Annotated in this window: 14 protein-coding genes, 1 tRNA gene and 3 pseudogenes; 12 read left to right on the top strand and 6 right to left on the bottom strand. The window is 66.4% G+C overall.

Features of this window, described 5'->3' with window-relative positions:
• Positions 1–26 precede the first annotated feature (26 nt).
• A pseudogene (locus ACH4RG_RS19265) lies at positions 27–209 on the top strand ((4Fe-4S)-binding protein); the annotation flags it as partial.
• A 104-nt stretch (positions 210–313) separates the two neighbouring features.
• Positions 314–1081 (top strand): sulfite exporter TauE/SafE family protein, encoded by a 768-nt coding sequence (locus ACH4RG_RS19270; RefSeq protein WP_398539876.1) that lies wholly within the window; start codon positions 314–316, stop codon positions 1079–1081.
• A gap of 19 nt (positions 1082–1100) precedes the next feature.
• On the opposite strand, the gene ACH4RG_RS19275 is transcribed toward ACH4RG_RS19270, so the two are convergent.
• Positions 1101–1550, bottom strand: a complete 450-nt coding sequence (locus ACH4RG_RS19275; RefSeq protein ID WP_398539877.1) for a hypothetical protein — start codon at positions 1548–1550, stop codon at positions 1101–1103.
• A gap of 80 nt (positions 1551–1630) precedes the next feature.
• Complete coding sequence (locus tag ACH4RG_RS19280) at positions 1631–2110, bottom strand: DUF309 domain-containing protein (protein WP_397917580.1); 480 nt, start codon at positions 2108–2110, stop codon at positions 1631–1633.
• A gap of 110 nt (positions 2111–2220) precedes the next feature.
• Here ACH4RG_RS19280 and ACH4RG_RS19285 point away from each other — a divergent pair, with 110 nt between their 5' ends.
• Positions 2221–4875 (top strand): ATP-binding protein, encoded by a 2655-nt coding sequence (locus ACH4RG_RS19285; RefSeq protein ID WP_397917582.1) that lies wholly within the window; start codon positions 2221–2223, stop codon positions 4873–4875.
• Positions 4876–4925: 50 nt separating this feature from the next.
• Positions 4926–4999 (top strand) — tRNA-Pro (locus ACH4RG_RS19290).
• 118 nt (positions 5000–5117) lie between these two features.
• Here the strand turns inward: ACH4RG_RS19290 and ACH4RG_RS19295 are convergent.
• Positions 5118–5357 (bottom strand): annotated as a pseudogene (locus ACH4RG_RS19295) (tyrosine-type recombinase/integrase); the annotation flags it as partial.
• Here ACH4RG_RS19295 and ACH4RG_RS19300 point away from each other — a divergent pair.
• From ACH4RG_RS19300 to ACH4RG_RS19325, 6 genes and pseudogenes are all read left to right on the top strand, one after another.
• Positions 5349–5690, top strand: a pseudogene (locus ACH4RG_RS19300) (transposase); the annotation flags it as partial. The pseudogenes ACH4RG_RS19295 and ACH4RG_RS19300 overlap by 9 nt on opposite strands.
• Positions 5691–5823: 133 nt before the next feature.
• Positions 5824–7899, top strand: coding sequence for a hypothetical protein (locus tag ACH4RG_RS19305; RefSeq protein ID WP_397918106.1), 2076 nt, complete (start codon positions 5824–5826; stop codon positions 7897–7899).
• Between the two features lie 68 nt (positions 7900–7967).
• The gene (locus tag ACH4RG_RS19310) at positions 7968–8492 is read left to right on the top strand and encodes a DNA/RNA non-specific endonuclease (protein ID WP_397917583.1); all 525 of its coding nucleotides are present in this window, start codon (positions 7968–7970) and stop codon (positions 8490–8492) included.
• A 5-nt stretch (positions 8493–8497) separates the two neighbouring features.
• A complete protein-coding gene (locus tag ACH4RG_RS19315; protein WP_397917584.1) occupies positions 8498–9019 on the top strand; it encodes a hypothetical protein in 522 nt (173 codons plus the stop codon).
• Positions 9020–9812: 793 nt separating this feature from the next.
• Positions 9813–10634, top strand: coding sequence for an SAVMC3_10250 family protein (locus ACH4RG_RS19320; RefSeq protein WP_397917585.1), 822 nt, complete (start codon positions 9813–9815; stop codon positions 10632–10634).
• Positions 10635–10973: 339 nt separating this feature from the next.
• Positions 10974–11312 (top strand): DUF6221 family protein, encoded by a 339-nt coding sequence (locus ACH4RG_RS19325; RefSeq protein WP_397917586.1) that lies wholly within the window; start codon positions 10974–10976, stop codon positions 11310–11312.
• Positions 11313–11784: 472 nt separating this feature from the next.
• Here ACH4RG_RS19325 and ACH4RG_RS19330 read toward each other — a convergent pair whose 3' ends face one another.
• Together ACH4RG_RS19330 and ACH4RG_RS19335 are read right to left on the bottom strand one after the other, a co-directional pair.
• A complete protein-coding gene (locus tag ACH4RG_RS19330) occupies positions 11785–13125 on the bottom strand; it encodes a tetratricopeptide repeat protein (protein ID WP_397917587.1) in 1341 nt (446 codons plus the stop codon).
• Positions 13126–13218: 93 nt separating this feature from the next.
• The gene (locus ACH4RG_RS19335; protein ID WP_397918107.1) at positions 13219–13644 is read right to left on the bottom strand and encodes a transposase family protein; all 426 of its coding nucleotides are present in this window, start codon (positions 13642–13644) and stop codon (positions 13219–13221) included.
• Positions 13645–13702: 58 nt separating this feature from the next.
• On the opposite strand from ACH4RG_RS19335, the gene ACH4RG_RS19340 reads away from it, so the two are divergent.
• Positions 13703–14245, top strand: a complete 543-nt coding sequence (locus ACH4RG_RS19340) for an RNA polymerase sigma factor (protein WP_397917588.1) — start codon at positions 13703–13705, stop codon at positions 14243–14245.
• Positions 14238–15233, top strand: a complete 996-nt coding sequence (locus ACH4RG_RS19345) for a CU044_5270 family protein (protein WP_397917589.1) — start codon at positions 14238–14240, stop codon at positions 15231–15233. Before ACH4RG_RS19340 ends, ACH4RG_RS19345 begins: the two co-directional genes overlap by 8 nt.
• A gap of 45 nt (positions 15234–15278) precedes the next feature.
• Here the strand turns inward: ACH4RG_RS19345 and ACH4RG_RS19350 are convergent, their stop codons facing one another.
• Positions 15279–15920: a peptidase inhibitor family I36 protein gene (locus ACH4RG_RS19350; protein WP_398162736.1), complete on the bottom strand. Its 642-nt coding sequence runs from the start codon at positions 15918–15920 to the stop codon at positions 15279–15281.
• Positions 15921–16322 lie beyond the last annotated feature (402 nt).

Raw genomic sequence — 16322 nt, forward strand, 5'->3', positions numbered from 1 at the left:
CTCCTCCCGGCGGTGCCCGCATGGACCGCCCCCGCCGCCTTGCCGACGCCATCGGACGCGCTGCCCCTCAGCTGCATCCGCAGTTCCGCCTGCCTCAACGTCTGCCCGGGGCACGCACGGACCGGCGGTCACGCCTACGGATCGACCTGCCCCGGACCCATCGGCGCCGTCCTGCTCCCCAGCCGGCCGGCATGCACGCGGCGAAGGAAGCCAGGGGACCGACCAGAGCGGGCCACATCGATCAAACGCTCATGGAGGTGCGAGGGCAGGGGCCCGTCGGCCGGAAACCGGTGCGCTTACCATCTTTCCCGACATGGACACCATCAGCCTCTGGCAACTGGCCGCACTCGCGGCGGCATCCACCCTCGTCGGCTTCTCCAAGACAGCTGTCAGCGGTGCCAACACGATCAGCCTCGCGGTCTTCGCGGCCGTTCTCCCGGCCCGCGAGTCGACCGGGGCGCTGCTCCCGATCCTCATCGTCGGCGATCTTCTCGCCGTACGCGTCTACCGCCGTCACGCGCACTGGCCCACCCTGCTCCGGCTGTTCCCCGCCGTCGCCGTGGGCGTCGTGGCGGGCACCCTGTTCCTACTGTGGGCCGACGACGCGGCGGTCCGTACCTCCATCGGCGCGATCCTGCTGTTCATGACGAGCGTGACCCTGTGGCGCCGCCGGATCGCGGAGAAGGAGACCGGGACCGAGGCGGGTACCGGTCCCGCCACCGGGGCCGATCGGAGCGCCGCGCGCGGCTACGGGGTTCTCGGCGGGTTCACCACGATGGTCGCCAACGCCGGCGGGCCGGTGATGTCGCTCTATCTGCTCTCGGCCGGCTTCCGCAAGCTCGGCTTCCTCGGCACCTCGGCCTGGTTCTTCCTGATCCTGAACGTGTCCAAGGTGCCGTTCAGCGTGGGCCTCGGCCTGATCGACGCCCGCTCCCTGCTGCTCGACGCCTGCCTGCTGCTGTTCGTCCTGCCCGGCGCCTACCTGGGCCGGGTATGCGTGGACCGGATCAATCAGAAGGTCTTCGACCGGATCGTCATCGGTGTGACGGTGATCGGCGGACTTCAACTGCTGCTGATCTGAGGCGCCCGGACCGCCTCCCTCAGGGAAGCAGCAGCCAGTCCGCTCCCACGGCGGCCAGCAGCCCGGTTCCCAGCAGCCAGCTGGCCAGTCGGGTGCGTCCATTCCTGCTCAGCTCGATGACCACGCCGCACAGGATAAGCGCGAGCCCGTAGACGCCGACGACGAGTACCGACGAGCGGGACGCGATGCGCAGCCCGAGCACGAGGGCCATCGCCGCCATGCCCACCGAGGAGAGCACGATCCGCAGCCGCCGGGCCTGACGCGGGGTGAGTCTCTTCCCGTCCTGACCGTCCCCACGGTCCTCACCACCGGGATCGACTCCGACCGTAGCCGTAGCCGTAGCCGTGGCCGTGGCCGCTTCCGTCTCCGCGGCGGCGTCGGCTATCGGGGAGTCGGCGCCCCCGTCCTTCTCGCGCTGGGCCCGGTGCTGGTCCTGGTGCTGGTCCTGGTCCTGGTCAGAAATGCTCATGGAGCCGGATCGTAGTAGCTGTACGGACCCGGGACCCGCGGACCCGGCTCTTCCGCTCCTGGCCCCGCCCCGCCTTCGGGCTACCTCCGCAGGCGGGGCGCCTCGGCCGCCGCGTCAACCGTCGGGCCTGCCTCCACCCGGTCCGCCAACCGCCGAGCCCAGTCGGACAGTCCCGCGACCGCGATCCCGTGCGGCCCGGACGCGGTGAACGGGGCGAGCGCCCCCGCGCCCCGGCGCAGCAGCCGCGCGCCGCCCGCGGTGTTGCCCCGAGCGGAATGGGTCAGCCCCACCGCGAGCTGGGCCAGCCCCCGCCAGAGCTCACGCTCGTCCTCCGGACCCGACTTCCAGGCGTCCTCGAAGACCTCGTGCGCGTGGAACGGCATTCCCGCGTCCAGTAGTCGCTGCGCCTCCCGGAGCGTCTCCGAGGGCGTGCGGACGACCCCCTCCGGCTGTCGTTCGACGCCGGGCGTCCCGTACGGCAGGGGGCGTCCCAGTCCGTCACGGGGGCGCGCGTTGCGCGCCCGGCCCTCGGCGTCACGGTCTCTGCGCGTCTCGTTCACCCCTCGATTGTGCCCCGCACCTGCGGAGAATCCTGCGAACCCTGTCGATGAGCACCCGCGCACGACTAGGCTCGACCGTCGAGAAGACTGCCTCTGTGGGAAGGGTGGGCATGAAGCCGTCCCAACCGTTGTACGAGCGTGAACCGGAACTCGCCGCCGCCGCGGAGGCGGTGGACGCCCTCTGTGGTGCGCAGGCCGTCGGCGGGCTCCTGGTATTCAGCGGAGAGGCGGGGATCGGCAAGACCGCACTGCTGGCGGAGATCCGGAGGATGGCCGCCGACCGCTGCACCGTCTGGTCGGCCCGGGGAGGAGAGACCATCACCTCCGTACCGTTCCACGTCGTACGGCAGTTGTTGCAGCCCGCACTCGACCAGTTCCCGCCCGACGAGACCCGCGCCCTGTTCGGCGACTGGTACGAGACCACCGCCCCGGCCCTGGGACTCGCCGAGCCGAGCGGACCGCAGCCCGATCCGCAGGGTGTGCGCGACGGCCTGGACTTCGTCGTCGGCCGACTCGCGTCCCGGCTCAGCCACCGGCCGTTACTGCTCATCGTGGACGACGCGCACTGGGCGGACGGCGAATCCCTCGCCTGGCTGGCCTCGTTCACGGCCCGTCTCGGCGAACTGCCGCTCCTGGTGGTGCAGGCACACCGCCCGCAGGAGCTGGCCGAGCGCGACGCCAACTACATCGCCGACCGCGAGGCCGAGCGCGGCTTCGGCACTCAGGGGACGGTGACCCGGGTCGCCCTGCGTGCTCTGACTCCGGACGCCACCGCCGTACTGGTCCGCGCGGGCCTCGGTGATCACGCCGACGACCCGTTCTGCCGTGAGGTGTGGGCCGTCACCGGAGGCAACCCGTACGAGGCGGTCGAACTGGTCGCCAAGGTCCAGGACCGTGAACTGCCGCCGGTGGAGGAATCCGCGGGCGAACTGCGCGAACTCGGCGCGTCCGCCAAGGGCAGCGGCCTCGTCGCCCGCCTGGAACGGCTCGGCACGAACGCCAACCGGTTCGCCTGGGCAGCCGCCGTGCTGGGTACCGACATCTCGCAGGAACTGGCCGCCACACTCGCCGGAATGAGCTCGGCGGAGGCCGCCGACTGCACGGCCCGGCTGCGTGACGCCCGTATCGTCAGCGGCTTCGACCCGTTGGAGTTCGTCCACCCGCTGATCGCGACGGCGGTCTACCGCTCGATCCCGTCGGCCACCCGCACCGCCATGCACGGACGCGCAGCCTGGGCGATCACCCGGGCCGGCCTCGGTGCCGCCGCGGCCTCCCGGCACCTGCTGGAGGTCCACCCGGACGACGACCAGGAACTGGTCGCGCAACTACGGGAAGCCGCCGGCCAGCACCTCGCCGTCGGTGCGCCCGAAGCGGCCCGACGCTGCTTGGAACGGGCACTGGAGGAGCCACCGCGCCCCAAGGACCGGGCCATCCTGCTGTACGAGCTGGGCTGCGCGACGTTGCTGAGCTCCCCACCCACCACGGTCCAGCACCTGCGCGCCGCCCTGGACATGCCAGGGCTCGACGACGGGCTGCGGGTCGACGCCACCTTCCGGCTCGCCGCCGCGCTCGCCCACAACAACCAGCTCAAGGACGCGGCGCTCTCCCTGGCCGCCGAGGCCGCGCGCACCGCGCCCGGCCCCGGGCTGATGCGGCTGCAGGCAGCGCACTTCATGTGGGAGGGCATGCAGGCCACCGAGGACGACGGACCCGCCCGCTCCCGGCGGCTCACCCGCAACGCCGACCACCTCAAGGGCCGCGACAACGCGGAGCGCGCGCTGCTCACGCTGCGGGCCTTCGACGCCATGGTGCGCGGTGAGAACGCCCAGCTCATCGTGGACCTGTGTGAACGCGCCCTGATCGACGGCAGTCCCGCCCGGGGGCTCGGCTGGACCGACTCCGAGTGGGGTTTCGAACTCCCCACCATGGTCGGTATCGCCTACACCTTCGTCGACCAGCTGGACCGCGCCGAGAGCCTCTTCGGCGAAGCGGTACGGGCCTTCGAGATCTCCGGCTGGAGCGGGGCCCACCTGGCGTTCGCGCACACCCTGCTGGGCATGGTCCACCGCCGTCGCGGCCGCCTCGCCGAGGCCGAGGGCTTCCTGCGCGAGGGGCTCCGTCTCGCGGACCGCGTCGGTTCCGGACTTCCCGTCCACTGGGACGCCGCCTGCCTGCTCATCGACACGCTGCTGGCCCGCGGGCGCACCGAGGAGGCCCGCCGCATCGCCGACCGCTACGACTTCGGCCCGCCCTACCCCAGCGCCATGGTGCTGCCCGACGGGCCGTCCATGCGGGGCCGCCTGCTGCTCGCGGAGGGCCGCAAGGAGGACGCGATCGCGGAGCTCGAAGTGGCGGGCGCCGCTCTGGATTCCCGCGAACGGTTCAACGGCGTCTGGGCTCCCTGGGCCGGCGACCTGGCGCGGGCCCTGGCCGACGACGACCCGGCCCGCGCGGCCCACCTCGCCGCCCGGAACCGCGTGCACGCCGAACGGTTCGGAACTCCCACCGCCATGGGTGAGGCGCTTCGCTGCGTCGCCCTCTTCGCACCCCCGGAGCGGGCCGCGCAACTGCTTGCCGAGGCGGTGGGGCACCTGGAGAAGTCCTCCTCCGCCTACGAGCACGCCCTCGCCCGAGTCGACTACGGCATCGCGATCGGTTCTCACCGGGAGCTCGCCCGCGCCCAGAAGCAGGCGATGGCCTGCGGTGCCGAGGGGCTCGCCTCCCGCGCCCAACAGGCACGGGCGTCGATACGGTCCTCCGAGTGAGGTAATGTTTGTCCTGCGCGGTCAACCGGGGAGATCCGGGGGAAACGCGACGGGACGTGGCGCAGCTTGGTAGCGCACTTGACTGGGGGTCAAGGGGTCGCAGGTTCAAATCCTGTCGTCCCGACTGGAGACAGTCGCAGATCAGGGCCGGTTTCGGAGGAATCCGAACCCGGCCTTTGATCATTTTTGGGGACCAGTTGAGGACCAGCTGGAGGTCCGGCGTCCTTGCCCGGGTCTGCGGGTCAGCAGGTCATGACGATCGAGCTCGGCAGTGAGCGCGGTGCGCGCAGCACGTTGAAGTGGGCCGAGAGCGCCGCTCCGGTGGCCGTGATCTTGTGGACGTCCGGGTGAAGGTAGCGCTGGGTGGTGGTCAGCGAACCGTGGCCCGCGATCCTGCGGAGGACGTGGACTTGGACCCCGGCGTCGGCGAACCAGGTGAGTGCGGTGTGCCGGAGGTCGTGGCGGCGCAGATTCCTGAAGCCGCAGACCGCTGGACCTGTCTGATCCTCGCGGCTTTCACCCAGCTCCGACTCGCCCGCCCACCGGCGGCAGACCTCCGCCGGCCGTGGGAGAAGCCGACTCCGCCCGACAAACTCACCCCCGCACGAGTCCGCCGCGACTTTCGGCACCTCCGCCCGAAGGCCACCTGCCCAGCCGGAGCACCGAAATTGACGCAGCCCGGTCCAGGACGACCACCCGGCCGCAAGAACAGCCAGCCCACCGCACGCTACGACGTGCACACCGTCAGCAAACCCGGCTCCACGAAGCGACGAACGAAGAAGTCAACGACCCCACGCCCACGCCGCACAGGTTAAAGATCAAGCTAGCGGTGGCACGACACGCTACGCCTGGACGCCGACCGGCCTGCAACTGTCGGTCACCGACCCGACCGGCGCCAGGACCGAGGCGACATACGACGAACTCGGCCGCGAGCTCACCACCACGGCCATCGAGCGATACCCAGCACTACAGAATCTCACCAGCCGGTACACGTGGGACGATGCCGACAACCAAACCACCCACACCACAGCCGTCGGCCACACGACCACCGCCACCTACAACGCCGCCGGCGACCCCGTGACCTTCAGCGACGCCTACGGAACCACTCGTTTCGCCTACGACCGTACGGGGCGGCCGACCGAAACCATCGACGCCACCGGCCGCATGTCCCGGACGACGTACGACTCCATGGACAACGTGACCGCGATCGTCGACTACGGCAAGGGCGCCACTCCCGTGAGGTCGTGGGCTGCGACATTCGACCTCGACGGCAACAACACAACAACAAGTTCCCCTGAAGGGGCACGCACCGAGCGCACCTTCAACGCACTCGGATATATCACCGGACAGACCGAGAAAGCCACGGCGACAAAGTCGACAACTCTTTCATTCGGGTACGACGCGACCGGCAACCGCATCCGCCTCACCGAGGGCCGAGGCAACATCACTCTCTACACCCACAACTCGTGCGGCCTGCCTGAGTCGACCATCGAGCCGGCCACCACCGCCCACCCATCGGAGGGCGACCGCACCTGGACCACCGTCTACGACAAGGCCGGCCAAGCCACAACGGAACTCCTGCCGGGCGGAGTCCGCAGAGACCGCGTCTTTGACGGCATGGGCCGACTCGTACAGGAGACCGGAACAGGAGCCGAAGCCGCTACTGTCAGCCGCACCCTCGGCTACGACCCAGCGGGCCGACTCGTCTCCGCAGGAACGGCGAGCCTGCTGGAGAAGAACACCTACACCTACAACGATCGCGGCCTCCTCCTGTCGGCCAAGGGCCCCGGCGGCAACGTGAGCTACGAGTACGACGGCGACGGACGCATGACCAACCGCTGGCACCAGGACGTTCAAACCTCCTTCGGCTACGACGCAGTCGGCCGTTTGGACTGGACCAGCGACTCCCTCACCGGACGTCAGACCTGGGGCGACTTCGACGAGGCCGGGCGACCGCGGCTTGCACAGTACGCCGAACCACTCGCCGACGGGTCCTGGAAGGTCGGAGCCCAACGCGCATACGAGTACGACAGCCTGGGGCGCCAGACCAGCGACGCGGTGACCGCGACCGACACCGGCGAGAAGGTCACTTCCCTCAGCTATGGCTATGACCTCGATGATCGGCTGACCAGCAAGACGACCACCGGGGTGGCAGGCGCGGGAACACACTCCTACGCATACGACGACGCAGGACGCCTTTCCTCCTGGACGAACGGCTCCACGACCACGTCATACGAGTGGGACGAAGCCGGCAACCGCACCAAAGCTGGAACCCGGAAGGCGACCTATGACGCGCGCAACCGCCTGCTGACGGACGACGCCTCCACGTACTCCTACACCCCGCGCTCCACCCTGGCCTCCGTCTCCGCAGCCACGGGAGGCACCCGCGCCCTCACCTTCGACGCGTTCGAGCGGAAAATCACCGACGGATCGACCAGCTATGCCTACGACTCGCTCGACCGCACCACCACCAGCGGCACCACGTCGTTCACCTACGACGGCGGCTCCAACCAACTGATCAGTGACGGCACATCCCACTACGCCCGAACCCCCGACGGCGCGCTTCTCGCCAGCAGCCAGGGCGGCACACCACAGTTCAGTCGGTGCGGCGCCGGCCGAGCCCGTCCGGCCAGACCCTCCAAGCCCACCAGCCGACCCGTAAGGCCGACCGCGCGGGGCCCGATACGAACCAGGCCGGTTGCCAACACGACGCGCCCGGGCAACGGAGGCCGCTGCACATACAACTGCTCTTTCCGCACAGGCACCACCAGCAGGGCACCCCAAGGAACCGTGACCACCCGTCCGCCCGCCCCACGCCCTCCCCAGAACCCCAATCGCGGGCGAGCGCCAAGCCCGCTCCGACTCGGCCAGCGCCCAAGCCCGACTGGAATCCCCATGCTGCGAAGTGGGGGGCAGGCAAGGGATGGAGTGCGGTCTACACAGTCGAGGCCCTGCTCGACCTTCTCGACGGCGGCCAATACACACCTGATCGTGCCCAGGAGGAGTTGCCGGACCCGTTCCTGAGTGAGGCGCGCAATCCTGGCGGAGATGCGTCGCGCTCGGAGGATTGTGACGACCAGGCGGGGGAGAACGTGAGCGGCAACATCACCTACATGCCTCGGGAGCGATTCCGGCCTGGCAATGACGGATGCCGCGCCACCGGGATCACCGCGGACTTCTCGTCTCCTGAGGATGCGATGGACGGAACCAAGACGATCACGAAATGGAAGCCGGACTGTGAGACAGGCGCCACAGTCGGTCCTTATCCCGCTGACTACTGGAACCTCACTGCGAGTTCTCGCGCCAAAGCGCGACGTCACCTGGCAGGCTGTCAGTTCGGCGGATCCGGTTCGGACCTGCGGAACCTGGTGCCGCTGCACCGGGATGCGAACTCCAACATCATGAGGGGTATCGAGACAAAGATCGCGAACCAGATCGCTGGAGGCCAGACGGTGCACTACGAGGTCACCCCGATCTATCCCGCGAGGCCGACGGGGATTCCTGACCTGATTCACATACAGGCGTTGGGGAACCAAGGCTTGGACGTTGACTGCTATATCAAGAACGCCGCGGTCTCCGGACCGGCAGTATGTTCTTCTGAGATCTATGCGAGGTGATTGATGTGGCGAATGTGAGTCCTGAGGTGTTCGGGCCGCCGGAGAGATTCCGTCCTGCGAGCCCTGAGTCGTGGCGAGAGATTGAATTTTGGGCTGGTCTTGAGCTGCCCCGCGACTACAAGCGGTTCGTAGACGGCTATGGGGACGCTGTAGTCTTCAGGCACCTGTTCATCGCCCATCCGGAGGGGGCCGACCCTCTTTTGAAGGTGATGCAAGAGGAGCGCCAGACCTTCCTCGCGGGTGAAGAAGGCGCATCCGACGTGGCCCCCAGCGAGAGTTCCGGGATGGGTGGATTTCTGCCATGGGCCTATCACGACTTCAATGGCGACATCTGTCTGCTGGTTCCGCCTTCGGCTGACAACCTCGATTGGTCTGTAGCTGTCTCGTTCCGACAATGCCCGGAGGTGCAGACCTTCCCGGGGGGAGTCACAGAGTTCCTGCAGGCCCTGGCCCGGGGGGAGTTCCCCCGCGGTTGGCCGCGTGTTGGGTTCGACTGGGCAAGTGCTGAGGGATCGCCGCTGATCTGAGCGGGGTCAATCGGGTGACTGCCGTCCGTGACTTTGGCCGGAACGTAGTTAAATAGCTGCCGGGCTGGATTCGTGTCCCTCCGGCCCGCAGAGCGAGCTCTCCGTCCCAAGCGTCGATGAATTCCCCGACGTAGCCGAGCCACTCGGCCAGGTCCACTCGCGCCTCGTCGTCGAAGGTCGCATGCCGCAAACCGTCCCGGACCTCGGACAGGGCCCCGGCTTCAGACGCTTACCCGGCCGCTCCCGCAAAGCGGTCAGGGTGGAGCGGTGGGGTGGTCCGGATCTTGGTGTGCGCGGCCGTGCGGCGGCGGGTTGGGCCAGGAATGGAAGTTCTGGGAGCAACAGCGAGTGGCGGGCCATCCGACGGCCGCGTGCTGCAAACGAGCGGCGCGCGGATGCCGGACGCGGCTGGCGCCAGCGGGTGCGAGCGCAACCCCGTGGGGCTGATCGCACGGTGCGTTCTGACGTGATCTGTTGTGGGGCCCGGTCTCGGGGCGCCTCCCGGTGCACCTGCTGAGGCTGGCGGGTCTGCTTCTTCGTCTGCCTTGAGTACGCGGCTTCATCGCGATTTGACCTGAGGTAACGGCTCAGCCTAGGCGTGGCCAGTTGGGTGGTAGGGCGTTCTTTCAGCGTGGCTTGCTCAGTCCAATCGTCGGTGCATCCGCTACGAGATACGAGCCTGCACTGTTCGAACTCGTCTGCCCCATGACGAGCTTGAGTCGACTATGTACGATGCGCTGAAACGATCAGTAAGTTCGTGATGCTGCTGGGCAGCTCGAGTTGCGGGGGTCGGATGCGGGACCTGCTCTACTTCTCCCGGGAGAAACTCCGGCATTTCCATGGCGGCCCGGAGGGCTTCCCAGGAGGCCGCTCGCTCGAGGTCGAGGCGACGGCGTTCGGTGTCGGGGGCCGGGTGGCGGTCGGCGAGTCCGGCTCGGCCGGAGCTAGTCAGTCTGAGGGACCGGACCTGGAAACGGCCATCGCCCACCTCGAAAAGACGTGCACGGCGCATACGGCGGTCCCGGCCTCGTGCCGATCCGTCGGAGTGTATGAGTGGGTGGAGTTCTCGGGCGCGTTCCACCGAGGGCCCCGTGTGCGGGACTGGGGTCTGCACGACAAGGGTGTGTACACGTTCACTTCTCACGAGAACCCCTTGTTGTGCCCCCAGTTCACAGGAGAAGCCGAGTGTTCGGGCATCGAGGTGCTGCTGTGTGGTTCCGCGCAGCACGTCATCGGAGAGGACGACCAACCTCGTACCCGGATGGGGTCCGGGTCGGACTGGCTGCACGACATGGCTGCTGAGTTGGTCGCCTTGGAGGAGCGCGGTGAGACGACTCTTCCTGAATCCCTCGTGCGCACTCCGCGAGAGATGCAGGAGTACGCGGCCAGAGTGGCTCACGACATGATGGTCTCCTGGCGACAAGGACCCGTCCATGTGCACGGGCACGCGCGAGTTCTGTGCAACTTCGAAGCCGTGGATGGGCAGCACCGGTTGATCGTGGCGAGCCCGCTGTACGTCGAGACCGCCCCGCCTCCGAGGGACGGGGCCTTGGCTCCGCAATCCACACGGCGCCGATGGCCCTGGAGGTTCAGGGTCTACCCGCCGGCGCGTTGATTTGGGGTCCTGGGCGGACCAGCCAGGGCGGTGCGGGGTAAGCGCCTCGGTAGGGGCGAGACGAGAGAACTCCTCGTCGCCTGCTCCGGCGGGGTTCTGCAGGCGGTGGCGGGTTGCGCGGTGCGGGCAGGTTGTCCGGCGGCGATTTCGGCGTGCAGCTCAAGGGCCTCGACGCCTCCCGGGGGCCGGTAGGCGTCGAACGTGCTGCGGGCGGGTAACTGGCATCTCCGTTGCGGAGGCTGTGAAGGCGTGCTGGGGCCGGGCGGCCCCAGCCTCAGTGAATGATGGGGTCCTATGCTACCGATGAGAGGAGTACCCGATGGATCGTGAGTTGCGGATTTGGCTTCGTTTCTGAGCGCTCGCCTCGATGACGACGATGCTGCACTTCGTATGGAGGGGCAGGGCGAAGGAGCCATGGCTGCACGCGTTCTGGCTGATGTCGCCGCCAAGCGTGGGATATTGCGCTTGGCGGAGTGTCAGCAGCGAAACGCCGACGCTGAAGACTTCATGGTTCATGGGCCAGCCATGGTCATGCTGGCCGCGCTCAAACCAGTGCTTCGCCACCTCGCTACTGCGTACGTCGGTCACGCAGACTTCGATCCCGAATGGGAGCCGAACGAGGAAGAGTACGAGCCCGACGAACGGTTCAACGCCCGCAGTCGGAACTACTCCGATTGAGCGCTGTGTCATCACCCGGTCACCGGTTCAGTGGTGAGGGGACAGGGGGATGTGTGGTCCTCGACTGACCGGGAGGCGACTTATCGGAAGGTTGAATTGTGGCTCACAGCTACCTGGGTGCACGGGGTGACACTGGTGCCGGGTTGCCCGGAGCGTAACTGCGGCTCCAGGCAACCGGCGTCAGGATCTAAAAGAGCCCAAGTTTCTTCGGGGCTGTATGAGGTCGAAATGTTCTTCGTCTCCTAGCGGCATAGCAGTCGCACTCGCGCCGATCGGCGAAAACAGGAGTGGGCGGGGAGGCTTGGCGTGGGCTGGTCCGGAATTGGTCCGGATCTTGGTGCGCTGACGCTGGTTCGCGTCATGCTGCGGCTGCGGTGGATTGTCCCAGACACTCGGGACTGGCCTCTCCCGGGACCGACGACCGGGACGGCGAGGTCTCCAGGGCCTGTCGGTGTCGGTCGGGCGGCCCGGCTCAGAGATCCCCAAACCAGGGCAGCGTCGGTGAACCGTCCGGATCCAGGCCGTGTGGCCACCGTGCGAAGGGTCTGAGTGACTTGGCTTCCCCCGTGTTTGCGGCTGCTCCGAAGAGGGCCTCAGCTCGCTCGTGGTTACCCGCTTCCTCCCATAGTTCCCCAAGGAGGACCATAGCGTCTGGGTCTCCGGCGCTGGCCGCCTCGTGGGCGAGGATTTCGGCGCTTTCGCGGTCCCCAGCCTGTGCTCGCAGCTGGGCCAGGCTGGCCAAGAGCATGGTGTACCCGGCGTCGGACACTTTGCGAGCGAAGGCATCCGCGCCCTCATGGTTCCCAGATCGCTCCCGCTGCAGCCCCAGGCGAGGCAGCGCGAGGACGTTTCCTGCGCCAGCCGCTCTGAAGGCGAGCCTTTCGGCTCCTTCGCAATCGCCCGCGTCCTCTCGTATCTGGGCCAGCATGGCCAGGGCGAACGGGTCGTTGGCATCGGCGGCTTCGCGTGCTAGGAGTTCGGCTCCCCTGTGGTCCCCCTCAGCATGCCGGATCTCCGCAAGGAGGTGCAGAGCCCAAGCATGCCCGGCGCCAGCTGCTCTGAAGGCGAGGCTTTCGGCTCCCTCGCGGTCTCCGGCCTCTTCCCGCAGCTCTAGCAGGAGGTCTAGGGCTTCCGTGCTACCCGCGTTGGCTGTTCTGAGGGCGAGGGTCTCGGCTTCTTCGTGGTGTCCTGCGTTCTCTCGCCGCTCCACGACCCGAGACGCAGCCGTCGAGTCGCCGGCAGCGGCTGCTTCGCGGGCAAGGGCTTCGGCTCCCTCACAGTCCCCGGCCGCTTCCCGCAGCTCGGCCAAGAGGCTTAGTGCCATGGAGTCGCCGGCAGCGGCTGCTTTGTGGGCGAGGGATTCCGCTCCCTCGTGGTTACCGACCTCTAGCCGCAGGTACGACAAGCGGAGCAGGGCGTGGGTTCTTCCGGCGTCGGCGGCTTCGCGAAGGAAGGCTTCAGCGGCCTCGAGGTCCCCGGCCCTTTCCCGAAGCGAGGCCAGGTGAATCAGGGCGTCGGCGTTGCCTGCATCGGCCACCTCGCGGAGGAGGGTCTCGGCTCTGTCGGGGCCTTCACCCCTCTCCCACAGATCCAGTAAGAAAGTCAGGGAGTCGAAGTAACCGGCTGCGGAGGCTTCGAGGAGGAGGGCTTCAGCACCCTTGCGATCCCCGGCTCTTGCCCGCGCCTTCGCCAAGGAGGTCAGGTAGTACGGGCTTCCATCCGCGGCGGCTTCACGGGCGAGGGCCTCGGCGGTCTCCCCATCCCCGCTCTTCTCCCTTAACTGCACCATCCGGAGAACCACCAGTGCTCTCACCGCATAGGTTCAACGGGTTGCTCAGGGTCCAGAGATTCTCCGCAGGCGACGTCACCGACGGTGAACCGTCGGTGGTTCGCGAGTTAGGGCTGGTCAAGCGGCCTGAGCGGCGGTGATGTCCGCGCAGCTTCCGGGCTTGGCTGGGCTGCAGAACAGCAGTCGCCCGTCCCCGTCGGTGAACACCATGACCTTCACGGCGTTCTGCTTGTTCTTGCCGGAGATGAAGCGATCCCGGTCCTTGCGGCCGAGGGCCGGGCGGCGGACACGGATCTCGGTCCCGTCGATGATGCCGGTCTTCCCGGCCTGCGGTCGCGGAGGAGCGGCTCGATGCGCTCCGACCGGCCATCCGAGCGGGCAGGGGTGGGCTCGCGTACGGTCCCACGTGGACGTTGTTGTGCACTGAAAAGCATGATCCGGGGCTCCGCAGCCGTTCTCTGCGACAGGCTCTCGTGGGTTCTGCCGCCGTGCTGGTCGACTCGTACGTGCTCGGAATCGACCAGTTGCTGTCCCTGCAAAGATTCTCTAGACGAGGTGTAACACGTCGCGTGGAGGCGGACATAGGACTCTTGGAGGGCAGATGCAGCCAGAGATGTACGAGCAGAGATTCGCTGAGGTGTACCGGGATCACCGCGGTGCGATCGAGGCATACGCGGCTCGACGTGTGCACCCAGACCGGGTGGCGGACGTGGTAGCCGACGTGTTCCTCACCGCTTGGCGACGGATGGAAGACATAGGAGACACCGACGAGCTTCCATGGCTTTACGGAGTTGCCCGGCGCACGCTCGCCAATGATCGCCGTTCACAGCGAAGGCAACTCAGCCTCACCGAGCTCCTTGCTGCGCAGCCAGCATCGTTTGATTCTGAGCATGCGGACAGCGTGATAGCAGTAGCCGATCTTGCCAAGGCGTTCGGTCTCCTCAAGGAAGAGGATCAGGAAATTCTTCGCCTAGCAATTTGGGAGAACCTGAGCGTATCAGGGCAGGCGCGCGCCTTGGAGTGCAGCATGGCAGCGGCACGGGTTCGCTTGTTCCGAGCTAGAAAGCGATTGAAGAAAATTCTTCACGGGTTCAATTCGAATTATGGTGTAGGTTCCCGAGTGAAGGAGCAGAGCAATGCGTGAAATTGACCGTTCTCTGACCGAGCTTGAGTCGCGTATCCGTAAGTCTCATATGGCGCAGCCGGAAGCGGACGCGCTCTTTGAGCGCATCGTTCAGGAGCGCGTCCCTGCGGGGCAACGCTCGCGCTCCCCATGGAAATCGCCGTTCAGGGTATCGATACTTGCCGTGGCGGTTGCCGTGATAGGGGGGGCACTGATCATTGGGCCGGACTTGCTGCAGCGCCCTCCGGTGGATCCGGCTGTGGCAGCCACTCCCAAACTCCTCAAGGTCCACATGGTCGTCGGCAAGAATACAACTGCGGAAAAGAGCTTGGAAAGCATCGCACGAAAGGTGGAAAAACTTCAGGAGCCGAACGGCGCTGAAAGTGGTCCATTCATCCAAGAGACCTGGTCATTGACTACCAGGATCGGGGGGATGCAGATCACCTCTGCCGTGGTGCCCGAACGCCGTGAGACGTGGAAGATGGCAGACGGTAGTACCAAGTGGTCGGTCAAGGCGGAGAAGCCGCAGTTCCAGAACGATGAGCAGCGCTCCCTCTGGGAGCGTCAGTGGGATGCGATTGACGAGCCCGTTGACCGGTCTGGCACGGGAGACGTTGGGTATGGGGACGCGCCTAAGAATCCGGCAGAGATGGAAGCTTGGCTGCACCAGGGGGCGCCGGCAGACACGGCTGGCTTCATCTCCGAGTCAGTTGTGGACAAGCTGATGACTAACCATCTGAACCCTGAACAGCGTGCGGCCCTTCTTAGGGTTCTTGCGACGAAGAAGGGACTGGTCACGGCGGGTGAAGTGACCGACAGAGCAGGACGCCAGGGTGCGGCCTACACGATCAAGGACGGCTCAGGGAGTATTCCGGCGGAGCACATGATTATAGTCGATCCTGTAAACGGGAAGATTCTCGCCTATGAAGAAATTTTTCTGAGTTCTTCACCGGCGATGAAGGTGGAAGGACCTGCTGTCGTAAACTACGTCACATTCCTCAAGGGCTGACTGGTCGGTGGGTGGAGAGGCGGGCTGCCTGTCCACCCACCTAAATCAGTAGGACGTCCAGAAGCAGTCTGCCTTGTTGTCTAGACTCGCACCCACGAATGCCTTACTGGTGTGGGGGTGCTCCTGCCAAAGGATGATGGGGTCATCATTGCAAGACCTGTCCATGCCTGTCTGGGAACGGCCCTGAACGTAGATGTACTTCCCGCCCTTGTTTGACCAAGACGATGTCTTGTTTGCGAAGTCGTACAGTGAGAAAAACCGGACCTCGTGTCTAGCCTGGTTCCACTGGAGACGTCGGCCGCCGAAGTCCTTGTACTGGTAGAAGCAGTACCAGTCATTGCCGATCACCTCGGTCGGGCAGTTGTCGCTCGCTGCGAGAGATTTGCCCGAGGCGACAGCATCTTTGATGCTCTGCTTCGAGATCCCAGCCGCCTTAGCCTGCAGGTTTGTGGCGGCCTGGCTGCTGGGAGGCGCTGTCTCCTCGCCAGGCAGCGGGAAAGACATAATAACTTCCCCGCCCTCCCAAGCGATTTCGTTAGGGCTGATCTGCACGCCCCCCGTGGTCTTTGCCAGCACTGTATCTATCTGCTGTTGAAGCTCGCTGGTTTCGGTCGCGTATGCCTGGCTGCCTGTGGCAGCGGTCAGGATAGCGATGCCGACGAAGGCCAGAGATTTACGCAGCTTCATGGCTTCTCCCAAAGGTTTTCGCGCCAAGTGGCGAGCAGGGTGGAGTATTCGTGAGCTGCGCTGAAGGGGCAATCGAGCAACTCGGGCATTTGTAATGAAACATCATTTTTTGCACAATTTTGACCAGTAAGATGCCTATGGTGTCTGAAACGGGATGCTCCCTGTGGGGTTCATAGGCGGTCACGGTTCCGCTTTTTTGGTCTCTGAAACAGCAGGAGCCGCCCAGGCTCAAGCGTCGCCTTTTCCGTTTTCTGATCCTGAACTTGATCGGGTGGTGTCGGGCTACTTGCCGGACAGTGTGCGGGTGGCTTCGGTAGTCCTTGTGGGTAAGGTATCCGCAGGGTGACGGCTTGATCGAAGCTGAAAGGACCGCGCGGGAGCGGGTCCGGCTCCAGGCCGTGG

Source organism: Streptomyces sp. NPDC021019 (assembly GCF_044333295.1).
GTDB lineage: Bacteria > Actinomycetota > Actinomycetes > Streptomycetales > Streptomycetaceae > Streptomyces.

What these genes read in the sequence shown, in the direction of transcription:
- ACH4RG_RS19270 (WP_398539876.1), top strand. Translation starts at nt 314, where the DNA reads ATGGACACCATCAGCCTCTGGCAACTGGCCGCACTCGCGGCGGCATCC.
- ACH4RG_RS19275 (WP_398539877.1), bottom strand. Translation starts at nt 1,550, where the DNA reads ATGAGCATTTCTGACCAGGACCAGGACCAGCACCAGGACCAGCACCGG.
- ACH4RG_RS19285 (WP_397917582.1), top strand. Translation starts at nt 2,221, where the DNA reads ATGAAGCCGTCCCAACCGTTGTACGAGCGTGAACCGGAACTCGCCGCC.
- ACH4RG_RS19320 (WP_397917585.1), top strand. Translation starts at nt 9,813, where the DNA reads ATGCGGGACCTGCTCTACTTCTCCCGGGAGAAACTCCGGCATTTCCAT.
- ACH4RG_RS19340 (WP_397917588.1), top strand. Translation starts at nt 13,703, where the DNA reads ATGCAGCCAGAGATGTACGAGCAGAGATTCGCTGAGGTGTACCGGGAT.
- ACH4RG_RS19345 (WP_397917589.1), top strand. Translation starts at nt 14,238, where the DNA reads ATGCGTGAAATTGACCGTTCTCTGACCGAGCTTGAGTCGCGTATCCGT.
- ACH4RG_RS19350 (WP_398162736.1), bottom strand. Translation starts at nt 15,920, where the DNA reads ATGAAGCTGCGTAAATCTCTGGCCTTCGTCGGCATCGCTATCCTGACC.